Genomic DNA, 13,319 nt, shown 5'->3' with positions numbered 1-13,319 from the left:
GGAGCGGCACGTCAGCCGCGCAGCAGCGCGCGCAGGTTCACGGCCGGGTCGGCGAGCCGGTCGGCGTCGACCGGGACACGGCGGTCGATCATCCGGCGGGCGGCGCGTACGGCGGTGGAGTCGTCGACCGCGGCAGCCGCGACGACGTGTCCGTCGCGCAGGCCGAAGAGCGCGAACGCCGGGTCGTCGAGCGAGCCGCGCAGGACCGTCTGCGCCGCCTGGTCCATGTGGCCGACGGCTTCCAGGTGACGGCCGTAGCGGTCCGTCCAGAACCAGGGGGCCGTGCCGGCCGGTGCCGGGGTGCCGAGGATCGTGGCGGCGGCCCGCGCTCCGTCGTGCTGGGCGGCCTCCCAGTGCTCGGTGCGGGGCAGGAGCTCGCCGTCGTGGCGGGTGCGCGCGGGGTCGCCGACGGCGAGGACCGCCGGGTTGGAGGTGACCTGGCCGGTGTCGACGACGATGCCGCGGTTCACTTCCAGTCCGGCCAGTTCGGCGAGTTTGGTGTGCGGGACCATGCCCACGCCGAGGACGACCGTGTCGAAGACCTGCGGGGCGGCCGCTCCGGCGAGGCGGACCTCGATGCCGTCGGCGCGGTCGGCGAAGGACTCCACCGACGCCTGTGCGGTCGTGACCCGGTTGCGCCCGTGCAGCCCGTGCAGCCAGTCGGCCAGCTCGGGACCGAGCGCCGCGGCGAGGGGCGTGGCGAGCGGGTCGACCAGGGTGACCTCGCAGCCAAGTAGTACGGCGGTGGAGGCGACCTCGGCCCCGATCAGTCCGGCGCCGACGACCAGGACACTGGCGCCCGGGGTGAGTTCGCACCGTAGCCGGTCGGCGTCGTCGGCGGTGCGCAGGACGTGCACCCGGTGGCTGCCGATGCCGGGGATGGGCGGCCGGGCGGCGCCTCCGCCGGTGGCGAGGACGACGCGGTCGGCGGGCAGCAGGGTGCCGTCCGCGAGCTCCACCTTGCCCTCACCGGTGCGCAGGGCGGCGGCCACGCTGCGGTTGACCAGGCGGACGTTCTGGTCGTCGTACCACTCGGGGGCCTGCAGGGCGATCTGCTTGATGTCCTTGGTGCCGGCCAGGAACTCCTTGGACAGCGGCGGCCGGTCGTAGGGGAAGTCTCCGGCGTCCACGAGCGTGACGTCGCCGTCGAAGCCTCCGGCGCGCAGGGCGCCGGCCGCGCTGACGCCGGCGACGCCGCCGCCCACGATCACGACACGGCGGGTCACGGGGTCTCCCTCGGGAAGAGGTAGACCTCACCGTCGCGCACCTCGACGCGGTGCGGGCAGGCGTTCTTCGTGGCGGGAAGGCCCTGGACCTCGCCGTTCTTCAGGCAGAACTTGCTGGAGTGCAGCGGGCATTCGACGAAGCCGTCCTCCACCCAGCCGTCGGCCAGCGAGGCGTCCTCGTGGGTGCAGGTGTCGTCGAGCGCCCACACGGTGTCGTCGGTGTCGCGGAGCAGGGCGATGTTGTCGTCGGTTCCGGTGATCGCCTTGTCGATGGCGATGCCCTCGCCCTCGGGGATGTCGTCCAGGGACGCGACGCGGATGCCGTCACTCATTTCTTCTCCTCGTGGCGGGTCTCGTGCCAGGCCGGGGTGTTCATCAGCTCGCGCCAGCGCCCGTAGAAGGCGCGGCCGGCCGCGTCGCTGTACAGCTCGCTGGTCTTTCCGGGGTAGCGGCCGTCCTCGCGTTCGCTGCCCATGCCCATCTGGTAGTTGAGGGCGACGCCGTTGGTGATGAAGCCGTGGGAAATGGCCTGCACCTCGCTCCAGTTCTCGCCGTCGTCCTGCTCGAAGATCCCGCTGGGTCCGAACGTCCGCAGGTTGTACAGGCGTTGGGCCTCACGGACGTCCTCGGGCATGGACTTGTCGACGATGGTCCAGGCCCACACCTCCATGCGGTCGGGTCCCTTGGGGTGCCAGACGCGGATGGAGCCGTTGACCGGCAGATACGAGAAGTTGGGGAAGACCGTGGCGTGTCCGTTGGTCAGCGGTCCCTCGACCCGGGGCTCGCCGAGCCGCTCGCGCAGCGCGTCGTAGTCCGTCCACTTGTGCACGGTCTGCGCGTCGAAGCGGTTCCTGGGGTGGACGGGGAAGCCCGCGCCGTTGCCGTTCGCGTCGGAGTACTGGCGGCCGGTGCGGTGCACGACCTCGTCCTTGGGCTTCTTGCCGGCCGGCGCGAGGACCTGGAGCGCCGAGGCGTGGCTCATGTTCACGTGGTACCAGTCGGTGGCGAACTGCTCGGCCGCCAGCTTCCAGTTGCCCTCGAGGACCCACTTGTGGACCCCGCCGACGACGACGGTGCCCTCCTCGTCGTGGTCGAGCATCGCGTCCATGTACCAGGCCATGTCGCCGAGCGACTCGCGCAGCGGCACCGGCTGCGGGTTCCAGGTGCCGAAGACCAGCCCGTGGTACGTCTCCACGTGCGGCACCTCGACCAGGCCCCAGTCGCCGGTGCGGAAGGACTCCGGGTAGCCGTCCTTGTTGGGGACGCTCACCAGCGAGCCCGCCAGGTCGAAGGACCAGCCGTGGTAGGTGCAGGTGAAGTTGCGGGTGGTCCCGGAGTCGGCGCGGCAGACGCGGGCGCCGCGGTGCCGGCACGAGTTGAGGTAGGCGCGGATACGGCGTTCCCGGTCCATGGTGACGATGACCGGGTCCTCGCCCATGTACGTGGTGAAGAAGTCGCCGGGCTTGTGGAACTGGTCGGTGTGCGCGAGGAACAGCCAGCTGGGCGCGAAGACGCGGCGCAGCTCCTGCCGGTACAGCTCCTGGTCGGTGAAGACGGCACGGTCCAGCAGCCCGCCCTCGGTGTCGACGAGCCCGGAGACGTCGATGGTGCGTGCCAGGTCTGCCGGGCGCCGCAGGGCCCCGCGCGGGGCCGGGGTGGCCGCGCCCTGAGGTTCGATCGTCGAGGTCATGGCCGTAAGGGAACAGCAGCGGGCGCGCGGGTTCCATCGGCTGTTCCGTACGACGGCACACGCGCTGTCGGCAGACGCGACGGCGGGAGAGCGTGGCAGCATGCTTGCCGCAACCGCCGTCTCCCAGAGCGCGACCGACCCGCTGGCCGGTCTCGTCGTGGCAGACGTTCCCCGGCCCGAGCCCCGGCCCGGCTGGTCCCTCGTCCGTGTCGTCGCGTCGTCGCTCAACATGCACGACCTGTGGACGCTGCGCGGCGTCGGCCATCCGCCCGAGCGGCTGCCCATGGTCCTCGGCTGCGACGCCGCGGGCTACGACGAGGACGGCAACGAGGTGCTCGTCCACCCCGTGATCGCCGACGCCGACGCCGGTGCGGGTGACGAGACGTTCGACCCGAACCGCGCGCTGCTGTCCGAGCAGCACGACGGTGCCTTCGCCGAGTACCTGGCCGTCCCCCGCCGCAATCTGATCCCCAAGCCGACGTGGCTCACCTTCGACGAGGCCGCCTGTCTGCCCGTCGCCTGGGGCACCGCGTACCGCATGCTCTTCACCCGGGCCGGGATCCGCGCGGGTGACCGGGTGCTCGTGCAGGGCGCCGGAGGCGGCGTCGCCTCGGCAGCGATCAAGCTGGCCGCTGCCGCCGGAGCCGTCGTCTACGCCACCAGCCGCAGCGCGGACAAGCGGGCGCAGGCCGAGTCGTGGGGCGCGCGCAAGGCCGTACCGACCGGTGAGCGGCTGCCCGAGCGGGTGGACGTCGTCGTCGAGACGGTCGGCGAGGCGACCTGGTCGCACTCGCTGAAGTCGCTCCGGCCGGGCGGAACCCTGGTGATCGCAGGCGCCACCAGCGGCACGAACCCGCCCGCCGACCTGGCCCGCGTCTTCTACCTCCAGCAGCGCATCCTCGGCTCCACCGGCTGCACGCGCGGTGAACTGGTCGCCCTGCTGAAGCTGATGGACGCCACCGGTCTGCGCCCGGTCATCGACCGCACCCTGCCGTTGAGCGAGATCCACAAGGGCTTCCAGCTCATGATCGACGGGGGGCTGACCGGGAAGCTCGTCGTCCACCCTCCCGCGCCTCACGTGACTGAAGGAGAGCTGTCGTGAACACCGCCGCCGTGGGGCTGTCCCACTCCCCCCTGATCGGGAAGAACGACCCCGCACCCGAGGTCCTCGCCGCCGTCGAGAAGGCCGTCGAGGAGGCGCGCGCGTTCGTCCGCGCCTTCGACCCCGACCTGGTCGTCCTGTACGCCCCGGACCACTACAACGGCTTCTTCTACAAGGAGATGCCCCCGTTCTGCCTGGCCACCGACGCCCACGCCGTCGGTGACTTCGGCTCCGCCGCCGGGCCGCTGTCGGTCGACGCGGAGGCCGCGGGCGCGCTCGCGCGCGGGGTGCTGGACCGCGGCGTCGACCTCACCGTGTCGGCCCGTATGACCGTGGACCACGGTTTCGTGCAGCCGCTGGAGGTACTGTTCGGCGGGATCGACAAGGTCCCGGTCGTCCCGGTCTTCGTCAACGGCGTCGCCACCCCGCTCGGACCGGTGAGCCGTATCCGGGCGCTGGGCACGGCGATCGGACAGGCCGCGGCGGAACTGGACCGCCGGGTGCTCTTCCTCGGCTCCGGCGGGCTCTCCCACGACCCGCCGGTCCCGGTCCTCGACGGCGCCCCGCCCCGGGTCGCCGACGCCCTCATCGAGGGCCATCCGCCGACGCCGGAGCAGCGGGCCCGCGGCGAGGAGCGCGTGATCCAGGCGGGCCGCGACTACGCCGCCGGCTCGGCCCGGATGATCCCCATCAACCCGGCGTGGGACAACCTCGTCCTGGACACGCTGGAGAGCGGCCGACTGGCGGACGTGGACTCCTGGACGGTGGAGTGGATGGGCGCGGAGGGGGGCGGCTCGGCGCACGAGGTGCGGACCTGGATCGCGGCGTTCGCTTCTCTGGCCGCGGGTGGGCACTACCGGATGACGTCGCGCTTCTACGCACCCATTCCGGAGTGGATCGCGGGCTTCGCCGTGGCGACTGCGCAGACGCTCCGCTAGGGGTGCGGGGAGCTTCGCCGGTGGTGCCGCGTCATGCCGTCATCCGGCTGCGGCGCCGTCGTGGCCGGTCGCGCCCCGCGGCGGAGCCGCTTGTCAACACAGCCCAGCGCCCCTCCGGGGCGCTTGCCTGGCCCACGCCTGCGAGGCGGCCGCCGCGATGCGGCGTACGTCCGTGCTGAGGCGCTGTGTGTCGATGTGGCCGCGCCGGCCGGCGATGGACAGAGCGGCCACCGCCCGGCCCGCCCGGTCCAGGACCGGGGCGGCGACACAGCTCAGGCCTGGCCTGCTCTCCTCGTCGTCGAAGGCGACGCCGAGGCGGCGGATGCGGTCCAGTTCGGTGGACAGGGCGCCGGCGTCGGTGATCGTGCGGCGGGTGAAACGGGTCAGCGGTCCGGACGTCGCCTGGGCGGCGGCCTTGGGGTCGTAGGCGAGCATGACCTTGCCGACGGCGGTGGCGTGCGCGGGGAGCCGGCCGCCGATGCGGGACGGGACCAGCGCCGAGCGGTGGCCGTAGAGCTTTGCGAGGTAGACCACGTCGGCGCCGTGCAGCACGGCGAGGTGGGCGGTGTGCCGGGTCAGATCGTAGAGGTCGGTCAGATACGGCAGCAGCAGATCGCGGACGCCCTCGTGACCGGGCGCGTACACGGCGCGCCCCAGTTCGTGCAGACGCTCGCCGAGCCGGTAGTCCGTGCCCACGCGCTCGACCACGCCGTTGCGCTCCAGCATGCCCAGCACACGGTGGGCGGTCGACTTGCTCAGCTGCGTCCGCCGTGCGAGCTCACTGACGCCGACACCGCTGCTCGCCCGGTCGCCGAAGGCGAGCAGGAGGCTGACGGCCTTGTCGACGGCGGCCCGGTCGTCGCGGGCCTGGGAGGCGACAGAAGCTGTGGTCATGGCGGTTCACCTCAGATTTCGAGGGGGCCGGCGTCAAATTCAGTACACCGTATGGAAACTTTTACGTGACAAGGATGTGCGCAGGCACGCCCGTCCGTCAACAATGACAGTATGCACATTAAAAATGACGGCTCGGGTCATGAGAACGATCTGGTGGCCCGCAACGTACGACGGTTCCGGCTGGAGAGGGCCATGTCGCTGGGCGAGCTGGCCCGCCGGTCCGGTCTGTCGAAACAGACACTCTCGAAGATCGAACAGGGCTCGGGCAATCCCACCGTGGAGACGCTGTCCCTGCTCGGCGCGGCCATGGACGTCCCGGCCCGCCGACTGCTGACCGAGTGGGGCACCCCGGTCTACGTGCAGCGGCACGGCGAGGGCGAGTGGTCCGACAACGGGACGTGGTCGGAGCGGCTCCTGGACGAGGTGTACGGCTCGGGTTACGTCCGGACGCTGGTGCTGCGCCTGGAGCGCACCGGCAAGGATCCCGAGCCCGTCGCCCCGCACACCGCCGGCACGCTGCACCACCTCTACGTGATCAGCGGGAAGCTGCGCACCGGCCCGATCACCGAGCCGGTGGTCCTCGCCGCCGGTGACTTCGCCCGGTTCCCCGGCGACATCCCCCATCTGCATGTCTGCGTGAGCGAACGCGTGGTCGCCCACATGGTCACCACGCTGCCGCAGGTGCGGCAGACCACCCCGACGGTGATCCAGGGGCGGCCGTCGACCTGACCCGTGAGGTGCGCGACACCCACGCCCGGCGGCAGGCAAATTTTGCGCTGAGCAATGATTGATTCGGCAGGCCGGTCCGTATCTCCTGGCGTACCGCTGACTCGCCAGGAGGCCGCACGCCCATCTCCCGCAATCTGATCGGAACCGTCATCGTCGGCGGGAGCGACCACATGAGCCGACCGTGCGGGCACGTGACCCGGCAGTGGAGTACAGACCGTCGGTATCGGTCAGCGGCGCCATGACAGCGGCGCGGCTGATGGCCGAGCACCGGCTGCCCGCCCTCGGCCACGGCGAGCGAGTGGGCGTGGGCGGGCGAGAGAAGCAGACCGAAGCGTTCGGCTCGCTCGGCCGGCCGGCCCAGGTCGCTGTGGCCGTAGAGAAGTCGTCGATGAACTCCCGGCGCACCGCTTCCTCCTGCCCCGCTGTCCGCACGCCGCGGAGCCCGGGCGGCAGTCACCGCCCGGGCTCCGTGCTCCGGCTCGACTCCCCCGTCAGCCGGAAATCTCGATCTTCCCGTTGGCTTCGGCCGCGGCCTGCGCACCGCTGGCCCGCTGGGTGATGCCCCTCAGCAGTTCGGCGAGGTCGACGCCCGTGGTGGAGCCGATGAGTTCGACGCCCTGCGCCACGTTGTCGGCGACCGCGCGCGGCAGCCTGCTCGCGCCGTCCGTGGAGATGACGGTCATCTTGTCCACGGCGCCGAGCGGTTCGGCCGCCTTCGCGACGACCTGCGGGAGCACCTCGACGAGCATCTGGAGGATCGCCGCGTCGCCGTACCGCTCGTACGCATCGGCCTTCTTCTGCATCGCCTCGGCCTCGGCCGCGCCCTTGGCTCCGATCGCCGCCGCCTCGGCCTCACCCTCCAGCCGGACCGCCTCCGCGATCGCCCCGCGGCGGGCCCGCTCCGCCTCACCCTGCTTGAGGCCCTCGATGGCCTCCGCCTCGGCGAGCGCGCTACGGCGCTGCTTCTCGCCCTCACCGACCAGCCGGGCCCGCTCCGCCTCCGCCTGCGCGGCGGCGATGCCGGCCAGCCGCTCCGCCTCGGCCTGCTTGACCCGGGCGACCCGCTTGGCCTCGGCCTCCTGCTCGGCGGCGTACCGCTGGGCGTCGGCGGGCTTGCGGACCTGGGTGTCGAGCTGACGGTCTGTCAGCGCGGCCTGCCGCTCGGCGACCTTCTCCTGCTCGGCGAGGATCTCCTGCCGGCGGGCCGCCTCCGCGAGCGGGCCGGCCGCCGCGGCACGGGCCGTCGCCTGATCCGTCTCGGCCTTGATCTCCGCCTGTTTCAGGGAGAAGGTCCGCTGCGCGACGGCGATCTCCTCCTCGGCCTTGAGCCGTGCCTGCTCGGCAGCCCGCCGGGCCACGGCCTCGGCGATGTCCGCCTCCTGCTTGGCGCGGGCGGCCTCCGGACGGCCGAGGTCCTCCAGATAGGAGCCCTCGGTGGTGATGTCCTGGATCTGGAAGGCGTCGAGGACCAGCCCCTGCCCGGACAGGCTCGCCTCGGCCTCCTCGGCGACCTGCCCGGCGAAGGCGGCCCGGTCCCGGATGACGTCCTCCACGGACATCCGTCCCACGATCGCGCGCAGCGCGCCGGAGAGCACCTCCTGGGTGAAGCCGACGATGCCGTCCTGCTGCATCAGGAACCGCTGCGCGGCGGCGCGGATCGAGTCCTCGGTACCGCCGACCTTGACGATCGCGACCCCGTCCAGATTCGCCTTCACGCCGCGCAGGGTGACCGCGCCGCGGACGGCGACCGGGATGTGCCGCGAGGACAGGTCGAGGGTGAACTTCTGCTGCACGAACGGCACGACGAACACGCCGCCGCCGACCACGACCTTCTGCCCGCTGTTGTCGGTGAAGACCCGACCGGTGGCCGGGTCGGTGGACTTCTTGCCACGCCGGCCGGTGACGATGAACGCCTCGCTCGGGCCCGCCACCTTGTACCGCGTGACCACGACCAGCGCGATCAGTACGAGGAGTACGACGACTCCCACCACCGCGAACACGACAGGACTCATGTCAATACCCCTGAATCGTCCAGCAGTTGAGAATGAGTGAGCAACAGGGGGACGTCAGTGCCGCACGGGGCGCACCGAGACCGCCGTGTGCGACAGCGCCTGGTCCACCCAGACCTCGGCGCCCCGGGCCACCGGCTCCGGGCTCTGGCTCCTGGCCGCGAACTTCACCGGCTGTCCGGCCAGTTGGAGCAGCACCTCGCCATAGCCGCCGGCCGGGATGGCGGTCACCACGGAAGCGGGCAGACCGATCAGGTCGTCGCCGCGGGGCGCTTGTCCGCTCTCGCCCCGCATCAGCGTCCGGCTGAGCCGGTGGGCGAACCAGCCCGTGGCGACGCCGGCAGGTGCGCCGATCGCGGTGGCGCCCACCGCGCCCAGCCCGGTGGTGCCCATGACGATCGCCGCCGAGAAGCCGAGCATGGACACGAATCCCGCGACGACCGGCAGCGACAGCCACCCGTCGGCGACGCCGTCGAGCGCGTCCAGGCCGTCGAAGATTCCCTCGAGCACGCCGTCGAGAAGGAGCGACAGAGCAAGAAGGGCGACCCCCACAATGCCGAGACCCAGAAACCAGGCCATTCGTCATCACCGCCTCTCCTTGCCCTCCCCCCGCTGCCGCAGGCATGTTCACATGGAGCGGCGATGATCGGCATTGCCTGCTTCCGGCAATCTTTACGCGGTTTTAATGCCGCCTCGACGCACCGTCACGACGAAGGCCGCGCGCCCCGCCACGCCTGCGGCGGCACGTCCGCGCCTTGCCGGGTACTGCGCCCGCCCGGTCGTCGAACTGGTGCAGCCCGGCCGGGATCGAGATCGGCCGTCACATCTCGTCGCTCGCAGACCACCCCTTCCAGCGCAGGACGGTGACGGTGACGACCGGGCCGGTCGGTGAAGCGGCCTCGTACTGGGGGTACTTGGCACGCAGGTTGGCCAGGGCGGATTCGTACGCCGCCGCGTCAGCCGCGTCGGGCGAACCGGCCTCGATCACCCGTGCGTCCCCGTCCGCGCGGACCCACCACAACCGGTCCCAGTCCTCGTCGTAGGCGTCCGTCAGCAGGCACACCGACGGGTGGGCGGCGATGTTGCGGAGCCGCTTCAGCCGGGTCGTCGTCTTCGGTTTGCCGTCCACCGCCATGACGAGGCCGTCGGCACCCTGCCCCGCGAACACGACCGGCACCAGATGGGGACGGCCCGCCGGGTCCACCGTCGCCAGCCGTGCCACGCGCGCGGCCATGAACCGCAGCCGCGCCTCCCGCTCCGACAGTTCCGGCATCGCCACACCTCCCTACCCCACCCATGGTGATACGGCCCCGCGCCGGGCGCCCGGCCTGCTATGCACCTCGTCTATACACCGCGTCCATACTCGCCGTGCATCCCGGCATGTCCAGTCTTCGATCAGGCCGTCGACCTCGGCATCCTGAAGGAGAAGGGGGTCCCGTCGTCCTTCTTCCTGCTCGGCGAGCGGCACATCGACAAGTACCCGGATCCGGTCAAGAGGATGGCCGCCGAGGGCCACGAGCTCGCCAGCGAGACTTTGCCCCTCGAGCCTTGGACGATCCCTAGGATCCCGCCGTGGCCGAATTCCTGCTCCAGCGCACCGCACCACTCCCGATCGACGAGGCGTGGCGTCGGCTCACGGAGTGGGCGCGGCACGCCGACTCCGTCCCACTGACCCGGATCACCGTCCTCACACCCCCGCCGACGCGCGTGGGAACCCGCTTCGTGGCCCGCTCCGGCGTCGGTCCCCTCGCGTTCGACGACCCGATGGAGGTGACGGTGTGGCAGCCCCCGGAGGACGACTCCCCCGGCCTGTGCCGTCTGGAGAAGCGCGGCCGGGTGGTCCTCGGATGGGCCGAACTGCACGTCCGCCCGGGCCCCGGCGGGCGCACCCGGGTCGTCTGGCACGAGCGACTCCGTGTCCGCGGGCTCCCGTCCGTCGTCGATCCCGTCCTGACCGGTGCGTCCCGAGCGGTGTTCGGGCGGGCGGTGAACAGGCTGCTCGGAACGGCGTGACGGCCAACGCCGGGCTCACACCACCGACTCGATCCGCTCCGGGAGTTTCCCGGCCCCGTCATGGTGGATCGGGGTGTGCGCGCCGGTCAGCGAGACCCCGCTGCCGCCGCGCCGGTCGGCGACGATCTCCGACGCGATCGACAGGGCCGTCCCCTGGGGAGTGCGGGCACCGAGGTCGAGGCCGATCGGAGAGCGCAGCCGGACCAACTCCAGGTCCGTGACGCCGACTTCACGGAGCCGTTGGTTGCGGTCCAGATGGGTGCGGCGGGAGCCCAGCGCACCGACATAGGCGACCGGAAGACGCAGGGCCAACCGCAAGAGCGGTACGTCGAACTTGGCGTCGTGGGTGAGGACGCACAGGACCGTCCGCGCGTCCACGGCCGTACGGCCCAGGTACTCGTGGGGCCACTCGACGACGATCTCGTCGGCCTCGGGGAAGCGGGTCTGCGTCGCGAAGACGGGGCGGGCGTCGCACACCGTCACGCGGTAGTTCAGGAACTTGCCGATCCGGACCAGCGCGGACGCGAAGTCGATCGCGCCGAAGACGATCATCCGGGGCGGCGGTACAGAGGTCTCCACCAGGACAGTGAGCGGGGCGCCGCAGCGCGAGCCCTGTTCGCCGATCTCCAGGGTGCCGGTGCGGCCCGCGTCCAGAAAGGCGCCGGCCTCGGCGGCGACCGTCCGGTCCAGTTCCGGGTGGCCGCCGAAGCCGCCGTCGTACGAGCCGTCCGGGCGCACCAGCACGGCGCGGCCCGTCAGCTCGGCCGGCCCCGTCACGATCCGCGCGATCGCCGCCGCCTCCCCTCTCGCGGCGGCGGCCAGCGCGGACGCGACCACCGGACGGACGGGATCGGCCGCCCGTACCGGAGTCACCAGGACGTCGATGACACCGCCGCAGGTCAGGCCGGCGGCGAAGGCGTCCTCGTCGCTGTACCCGAAGCGCTCCAGGACCGTCTCGCCGTCCTGGAGCGCCTGCGCGCACAGTTCGTACACGGCACCCTCCACACAACCGCCGGAGACCGAGCCGACGACCGTGCCGTCCGCGTCCACCGCGAGGGCGGCGCCCGGCTGCCGGGGGGCGCTGCCGCCGACCGCCACCACGGTGGCCACGGCGAAGTCGCGTCCCTGCTCGGCCCACCGGTTCAGCTCGTCGGCGACGTCCAGCATCTCGGTCTCCTCGACTGCGGTTGCGGAAAAGGGAGTCAAGGGCCGGGCTAGTGCACGCCCAGCCAGCCCTCGATCGGGTTGAGAGCGAAGTACACCAGGAAGATCACCGCGAGGCCCCACATGAACGCCCCGATCTCCCGTGCCTTGCCCTGGGCGGTCTTGATGGCGACGTACGAGATCACGCCGGCAGCCACGCCCGTGGTGATGGTGTAGGTGAACGGCATCAGGACGACCGTGAGGAACACCGGGATCGCCGTGGCGCGGTCGGCCCAGTCGACGTGCCGTGCGTTCATCAGCATCATCGCGCCGATGACCACCAGGGCGGCGGAGGCCACCTCCTGCGGCACGATCGCGGTCAGCGGGGTGAAGAACAGACAGGCCGCGAAGAAGGCTCCGGTGACGACCGAGGCGAGGCCGGTGCGGGCGCCCTCGCCGACGCCGGTCGCCGACTCGATGAACACGGTCTGGCCGGAGCCGCCCGCGACACCGCCGATCGCGCCGCCCGCGCCGTCGATGAACAGTGCCTTGGACAGGCCCGGCATCCGGCCCCTGTCGTCGGCCAGCCCGGCCTCCGTGCCGACGCCGATGATGGTCGCCATCGCGTCGAAGAACCCGGCGAGCACGAGCGTGAAGACGATCATGCCGACGGTCATCGCGCCGACCTTGCCCCAGCCGCCGAACTCGACGTGCCCGAAGAGCGAGAAGTCGGGCATCGAGACCGCGCCGCCGTGCAGTTCGGGGGCGCCGGCGGCCCACTGCTTCGGGTCGACGACCCCGGCGGCGTTCAGGACGGCGGCGACGACCGTGCCGCTGACGATGCCGATGAGGATGGCGCCGGGAACGCCCCGGGCCTGGAGCATGAAGATCAGGAGGAGCGTGCCGGCGAACAACAGCACGGGCCAGCCCGCGAGTTCGCCCGCCGGGCCGAGGGTGACCGGGGTGGCCTCGCCCTGGTGCACGAAGCCGGACTTGTAGAAGCCGATGAGGGCGATGAACAGGCCGATGCCCATGGTGATGCCGTGCTTGAGCGCGAGCGGGATCGCGTTCATGATCATCTCGCGCAGGCCGGTGACGACCAGGAGCATGATGGCGACGCCGTACAGCACACACATGCCCATGGCCTGCGGCCAGGTCATCTGTGGGGCGACCTGGGACGACAGGACTCCGGACACGGAGAGCCCGGCGGCGAGGGCCAGCGGCACCTTGCCGACGAAGCCCATCAGCAGGGTGGTGAGGGCCGCGGCGAACGCCGTGGCGGTGATCAGGGCCTTCTGGCCGAGCGTGTCGCCTGCGGCGTCCTTGCCGGAGAGGATCAGGGGGTTGAGCAGCAGGATGTACGCCATCGCCATGAAGGTGGTGACGCCGCCGCGGACCTCGCGGGCGAGGGTGGATCCTCGTCGGGATATGTGGAAGTACCTGTCGAGCCAGGACCGGCCGGCGGGGACGCGGGTTCCTTCGCCCGCGTCTTCGGCTGTGGTCCCGGGCTCCAGTGACTGCTGGGTCATGGTGCCGTCTCCCAAGGTTCATCGGGGCACCCGTACAACCGCCTTG

General features: G+C 71.7%; 14 protein-coding genes and 1 pseudogene. 5 read left to right on the top strand and 10 right to left on the bottom strand.

Features of this window, described 5'->3' with window-relative positions:
- Positions 1 to 11 precede the first annotated feature (11 nt).
- The 3 genes from IEZ19_RS25640 to IEZ19_RS25630 are packed head-to-tail and all read right to left on the bottom strand — an operon-like array spanning position 12 to position 2,916.
- A complete protein-coding gene (locus IEZ19_RS25640; RefSeq protein ID WP_189313639.1) occupies positions 12 to 1,226 on the bottom strand; it encodes an NAD(P)/FAD-dependent oxidoreductase in 1,215 nt (404 codons plus the stop codon).
- A complete protein-coding gene (locus IEZ19_RS25635; RefSeq protein ID WP_189313638.1) occupies positions 1,223 to 1,558 on the bottom strand; it encodes a non-heme iron oxygenase ferredoxin subunit in 336 nt (111 codons plus the stop codon). The genes IEZ19_RS25640 and IEZ19_RS25635 overlap by 4 nt, the downstream gene beginning before the upstream one ends.
- Complete coding sequence (locus IEZ19_RS25630) at positions 1,555 to 2,916, bottom strand: aromatic ring-hydroxylating dioxygenase subunit alpha (RefSeq protein ID WP_189313637.1); 1,362 nt, start codon at positions 2,914 to 2,916, stop codon at positions 1,555 to 1,557. Before IEZ19_RS25630 ends, IEZ19_RS25635 begins: the two co-directional genes overlap by 4 nt.
- 100 nt (positions 2,917 to 3,016) lie before the next feature.
- On the opposite strand from IEZ19_RS25630, the gene IEZ19_RS25625 reads away from it, so the two are divergent.
- Positions 3,017 to 4,018 carry a zinc-binding dehydrogenase gene (locus IEZ19_RS25625; protein ID WP_189313705.1) on the top strand — a complete coding sequence of 334 codons (1,002 nt, stop codon included), beginning with the start codon at positions 3,017 to 3,019 and terminating at the stop codon, positions 4,016 to 4,018.
- Entirely contained in the window at positions 4,015 to 4,956 is a 942-nt protein-coding gene (locus tag IEZ19_RS25620; protein WP_189313636.1) for a 3-carboxyethylcatechol 2,3-dioxygenase, read from the top strand. Before IEZ19_RS25625 ends, IEZ19_RS25620 begins: the two co-directional genes overlap by 4 nt.
- 93 nt (positions 4,957 to 5,049) lie before the next feature.
- On the opposite strand, the gene IEZ19_RS25615 is transcribed toward IEZ19_RS25620, so the two are convergent.
- Complete coding sequence (locus IEZ19_RS25615; protein ID WP_189313635.1) at positions 5,050 to 5,850, bottom strand: IclR family transcriptional regulator; 801 nt, start codon at positions 5,848 to 5,850, stop codon at positions 5,050 to 5,052.
- A 111-nt stretch (positions 5,851 to 5,961) separates the two neighbouring features.
- Between IEZ19_RS25615 and IEZ19_RS25610 the strand changes: the two genes are divergently transcribed.
- Complete coding sequence (locus IEZ19_RS25610) at positions 5,962 to 6,579, top strand: helix-turn-helix domain-containing protein (RefSeq protein WP_189313634.1); 618 nt, start codon at positions 5,962 to 5,964, stop codon at positions 6,577 to 6,579.
- Positions 6,580 to 6,847: 268 nt separating this feature from the next.
- Here the strand turns inward: IEZ19_RS25610 and IEZ19_RS51000 are convergent.
- The 4 genes and pseudogenes from IEZ19_RS51000 to IEZ19_RS25595 form a co-directional block, all read right to left on the bottom strand.
- Positions 6,848 to 6,996, bottom strand: a pseudogene (locus tag IEZ19_RS51000) (PucR family transcriptional regulator); the annotation flags it as partial.
- Positions 6,997 to 7,070: 74 nt separating this feature from the next.
- A complete protein-coding gene (locus tag IEZ19_RS25605; protein ID WP_189313633.1) occupies positions 7,071 to 8,591 on the bottom strand; it encodes an SPFH domain-containing protein in 1,521 nt (506 codons plus the stop codon).
- A gap of 54 nt (positions 8,592 to 8,645) precedes the next feature.
- Positions 8,646 to 9,167 carry an NfeD C-terminal domain-containing protein gene (locus IEZ19_RS25600; RefSeq protein ID WP_189313632.1) on the bottom strand — a complete coding sequence of 174 codons (522 nt, stop codon included), beginning with the start codon at positions 9,165 to 9,167 and terminating at the stop codon, positions 8,646 to 8,648.
- Positions 9,168 to 9,408: 241 nt separating this feature from the next.
- Positions 9,409 to 9,861 carry a TIGR03668 family PPOX class F420-dependent oxidoreductase gene (locus IEZ19_RS25595; RefSeq protein ID WP_189313631.1) on the bottom strand — a complete coding sequence of 151 codons (453 nt, stop codon included), beginning with the start codon at positions 9,859 to 9,861 and terminating at the stop codon, positions 9,409 to 9,411.
- 60 nt (positions 9,862 to 9,921) lie between these two features.
- Between IEZ19_RS25595 and IEZ19_RS52645 the strand changes: the two genes are divergently transcribed.
- Both IEZ19_RS52645 and IEZ19_RS25585 read left to right on the top strand, forming a co-directional pair.
- Positions 9,922 to 10,260 (top strand): polysaccharide deacetylase family protein, encoded by a 339-nt coding sequence (locus IEZ19_RS52645; RefSeq protein WP_189313630.1) that lies wholly within the window; start codon positions 9,922 to 9,924, stop codon positions 10,258 to 10,260.
- Complete coding sequence (locus IEZ19_RS25585; protein WP_189313629.1) at positions 10,161 to 10,601, top strand: SRPBCC family protein; 441 nt, start codon at positions 10,161 to 10,163, stop codon at positions 10,599 to 10,601. The genes IEZ19_RS52645 and IEZ19_RS25585 overlap by 100 nt, the downstream gene beginning before the upstream one ends.
- A 15-nt stretch (positions 10,602 to 10,616) precedes the next feature.
- Here the strand turns inward: IEZ19_RS25585 and IEZ19_RS25580 are convergent, their stop codons facing one another.
- Together IEZ19_RS25580 and IEZ19_RS25575 are read right to left on the bottom strand one after the other, a co-directional pair.
- Positions 10,617 to 11,768: an XdhC family protein gene (locus IEZ19_RS25580; RefSeq protein ID WP_189313628.1), complete on the bottom strand. Its 1,152-nt coding sequence runs from the start codon at positions 11,766 to 11,768 to the stop codon at positions 10,617 to 10,619.
- A 47-nt stretch (positions 11,769 to 11,815) separates the two neighbouring features.
- Complete coding sequence (locus IEZ19_RS25575) at positions 11,816 to 13,273, bottom strand: NCS2 family permease (protein WP_189313627.1); 1,458 nt, start codon at positions 13,271 to 13,273, stop codon at positions 11,816 to 11,818.
- Positions 13,274 to 13,319 lie beyond the last annotated feature (46 nt).

The sequence above is a fragment of the Streptomyces brasiliensis genome (assembly GCF_014647875.1).
Taxonomy (GTDB): domain Bacteria; phylum Actinomycetota; class Actinomycetes; order Streptomycetales; family Streptomycetaceae; genus Streptomyces; species Streptomyces brasiliensis.
This window is presented reverse-complemented; position numbering and strand designations above follow the sequence as displayed.

Coding starts and splice junctions, on each gene's coding strand:
- IEZ19_RS25595 (WP_189313631.1), bottom strand. CDS start 9,861: ATGCCGGAACTGTCGGAGCGGGAGGCGCGGCTGCGGTTCATGGCCGCG.
- IEZ19_RS25600 (WP_189313632.1), bottom strand. CDS start 9,167: ATGGCCTGGTTTCTGGGTCTCGGCATTGTGGGGGTCGCCCTTCTTGCT.
- IEZ19_RS52645 (WP_189313630.1), top strand. CDS start 9,922: ATGCACCTCGTCTATACACCGCGTCCATACTCGCCGTGCATCCCGGCA.
- IEZ19_RS25605 (WP_189313633.1), bottom strand. CDS start 8,591: ATGAGTCCTGTCGTGTTCGCGGTGGTGGGAGTCGTCGTACTCCTCGTA.
- IEZ19_RS25575 (WP_189313627.1), bottom strand. CDS start 13,273: ATGACCCAGCAGTCACTGGAGCCCGGGACCACAGCCGAAGACGCGGGC.
- IEZ19_RS25625 (WP_189313705.1), top strand. CDS start 3,017: ATGCTTGCCGCAACCGCCGTCTCCCAGAGCGCGACCGACCCGCTGGCC.
- IEZ19_RS25635 (WP_189313638.1), bottom strand. CDS start 1,558: ATGAGTGACGGCATCCGCGTCGCGTCCCTGGACGACATCCCCGAGGGC.
- IEZ19_RS25610 (WP_189313634.1), top strand. CDS start 5,962: ATGCACATTAAAAATGACGGCTCGGGTCATGAGAACGATCTGGTGGCC.
- IEZ19_RS25630 (WP_189313637.1), bottom strand. CDS start 2,916: ATGACCTCGACGATCGAACCTCAGGGCGCGGCCACCCCGGCCCCGCGC.
- IEZ19_RS25580 (WP_189313628.1), bottom strand. CDS start 11,768: ATGCTGGACGTCGCCGACGAGCTGAACCGGTGGGCCGAGCAGGGACGC.
- IEZ19_RS25615 (WP_189313635.1), bottom strand. CDS start 5,850: ATGACCACAGCTTCTGTCGCCTCCCAGGCCCGCGACGACCGGGCCGCC.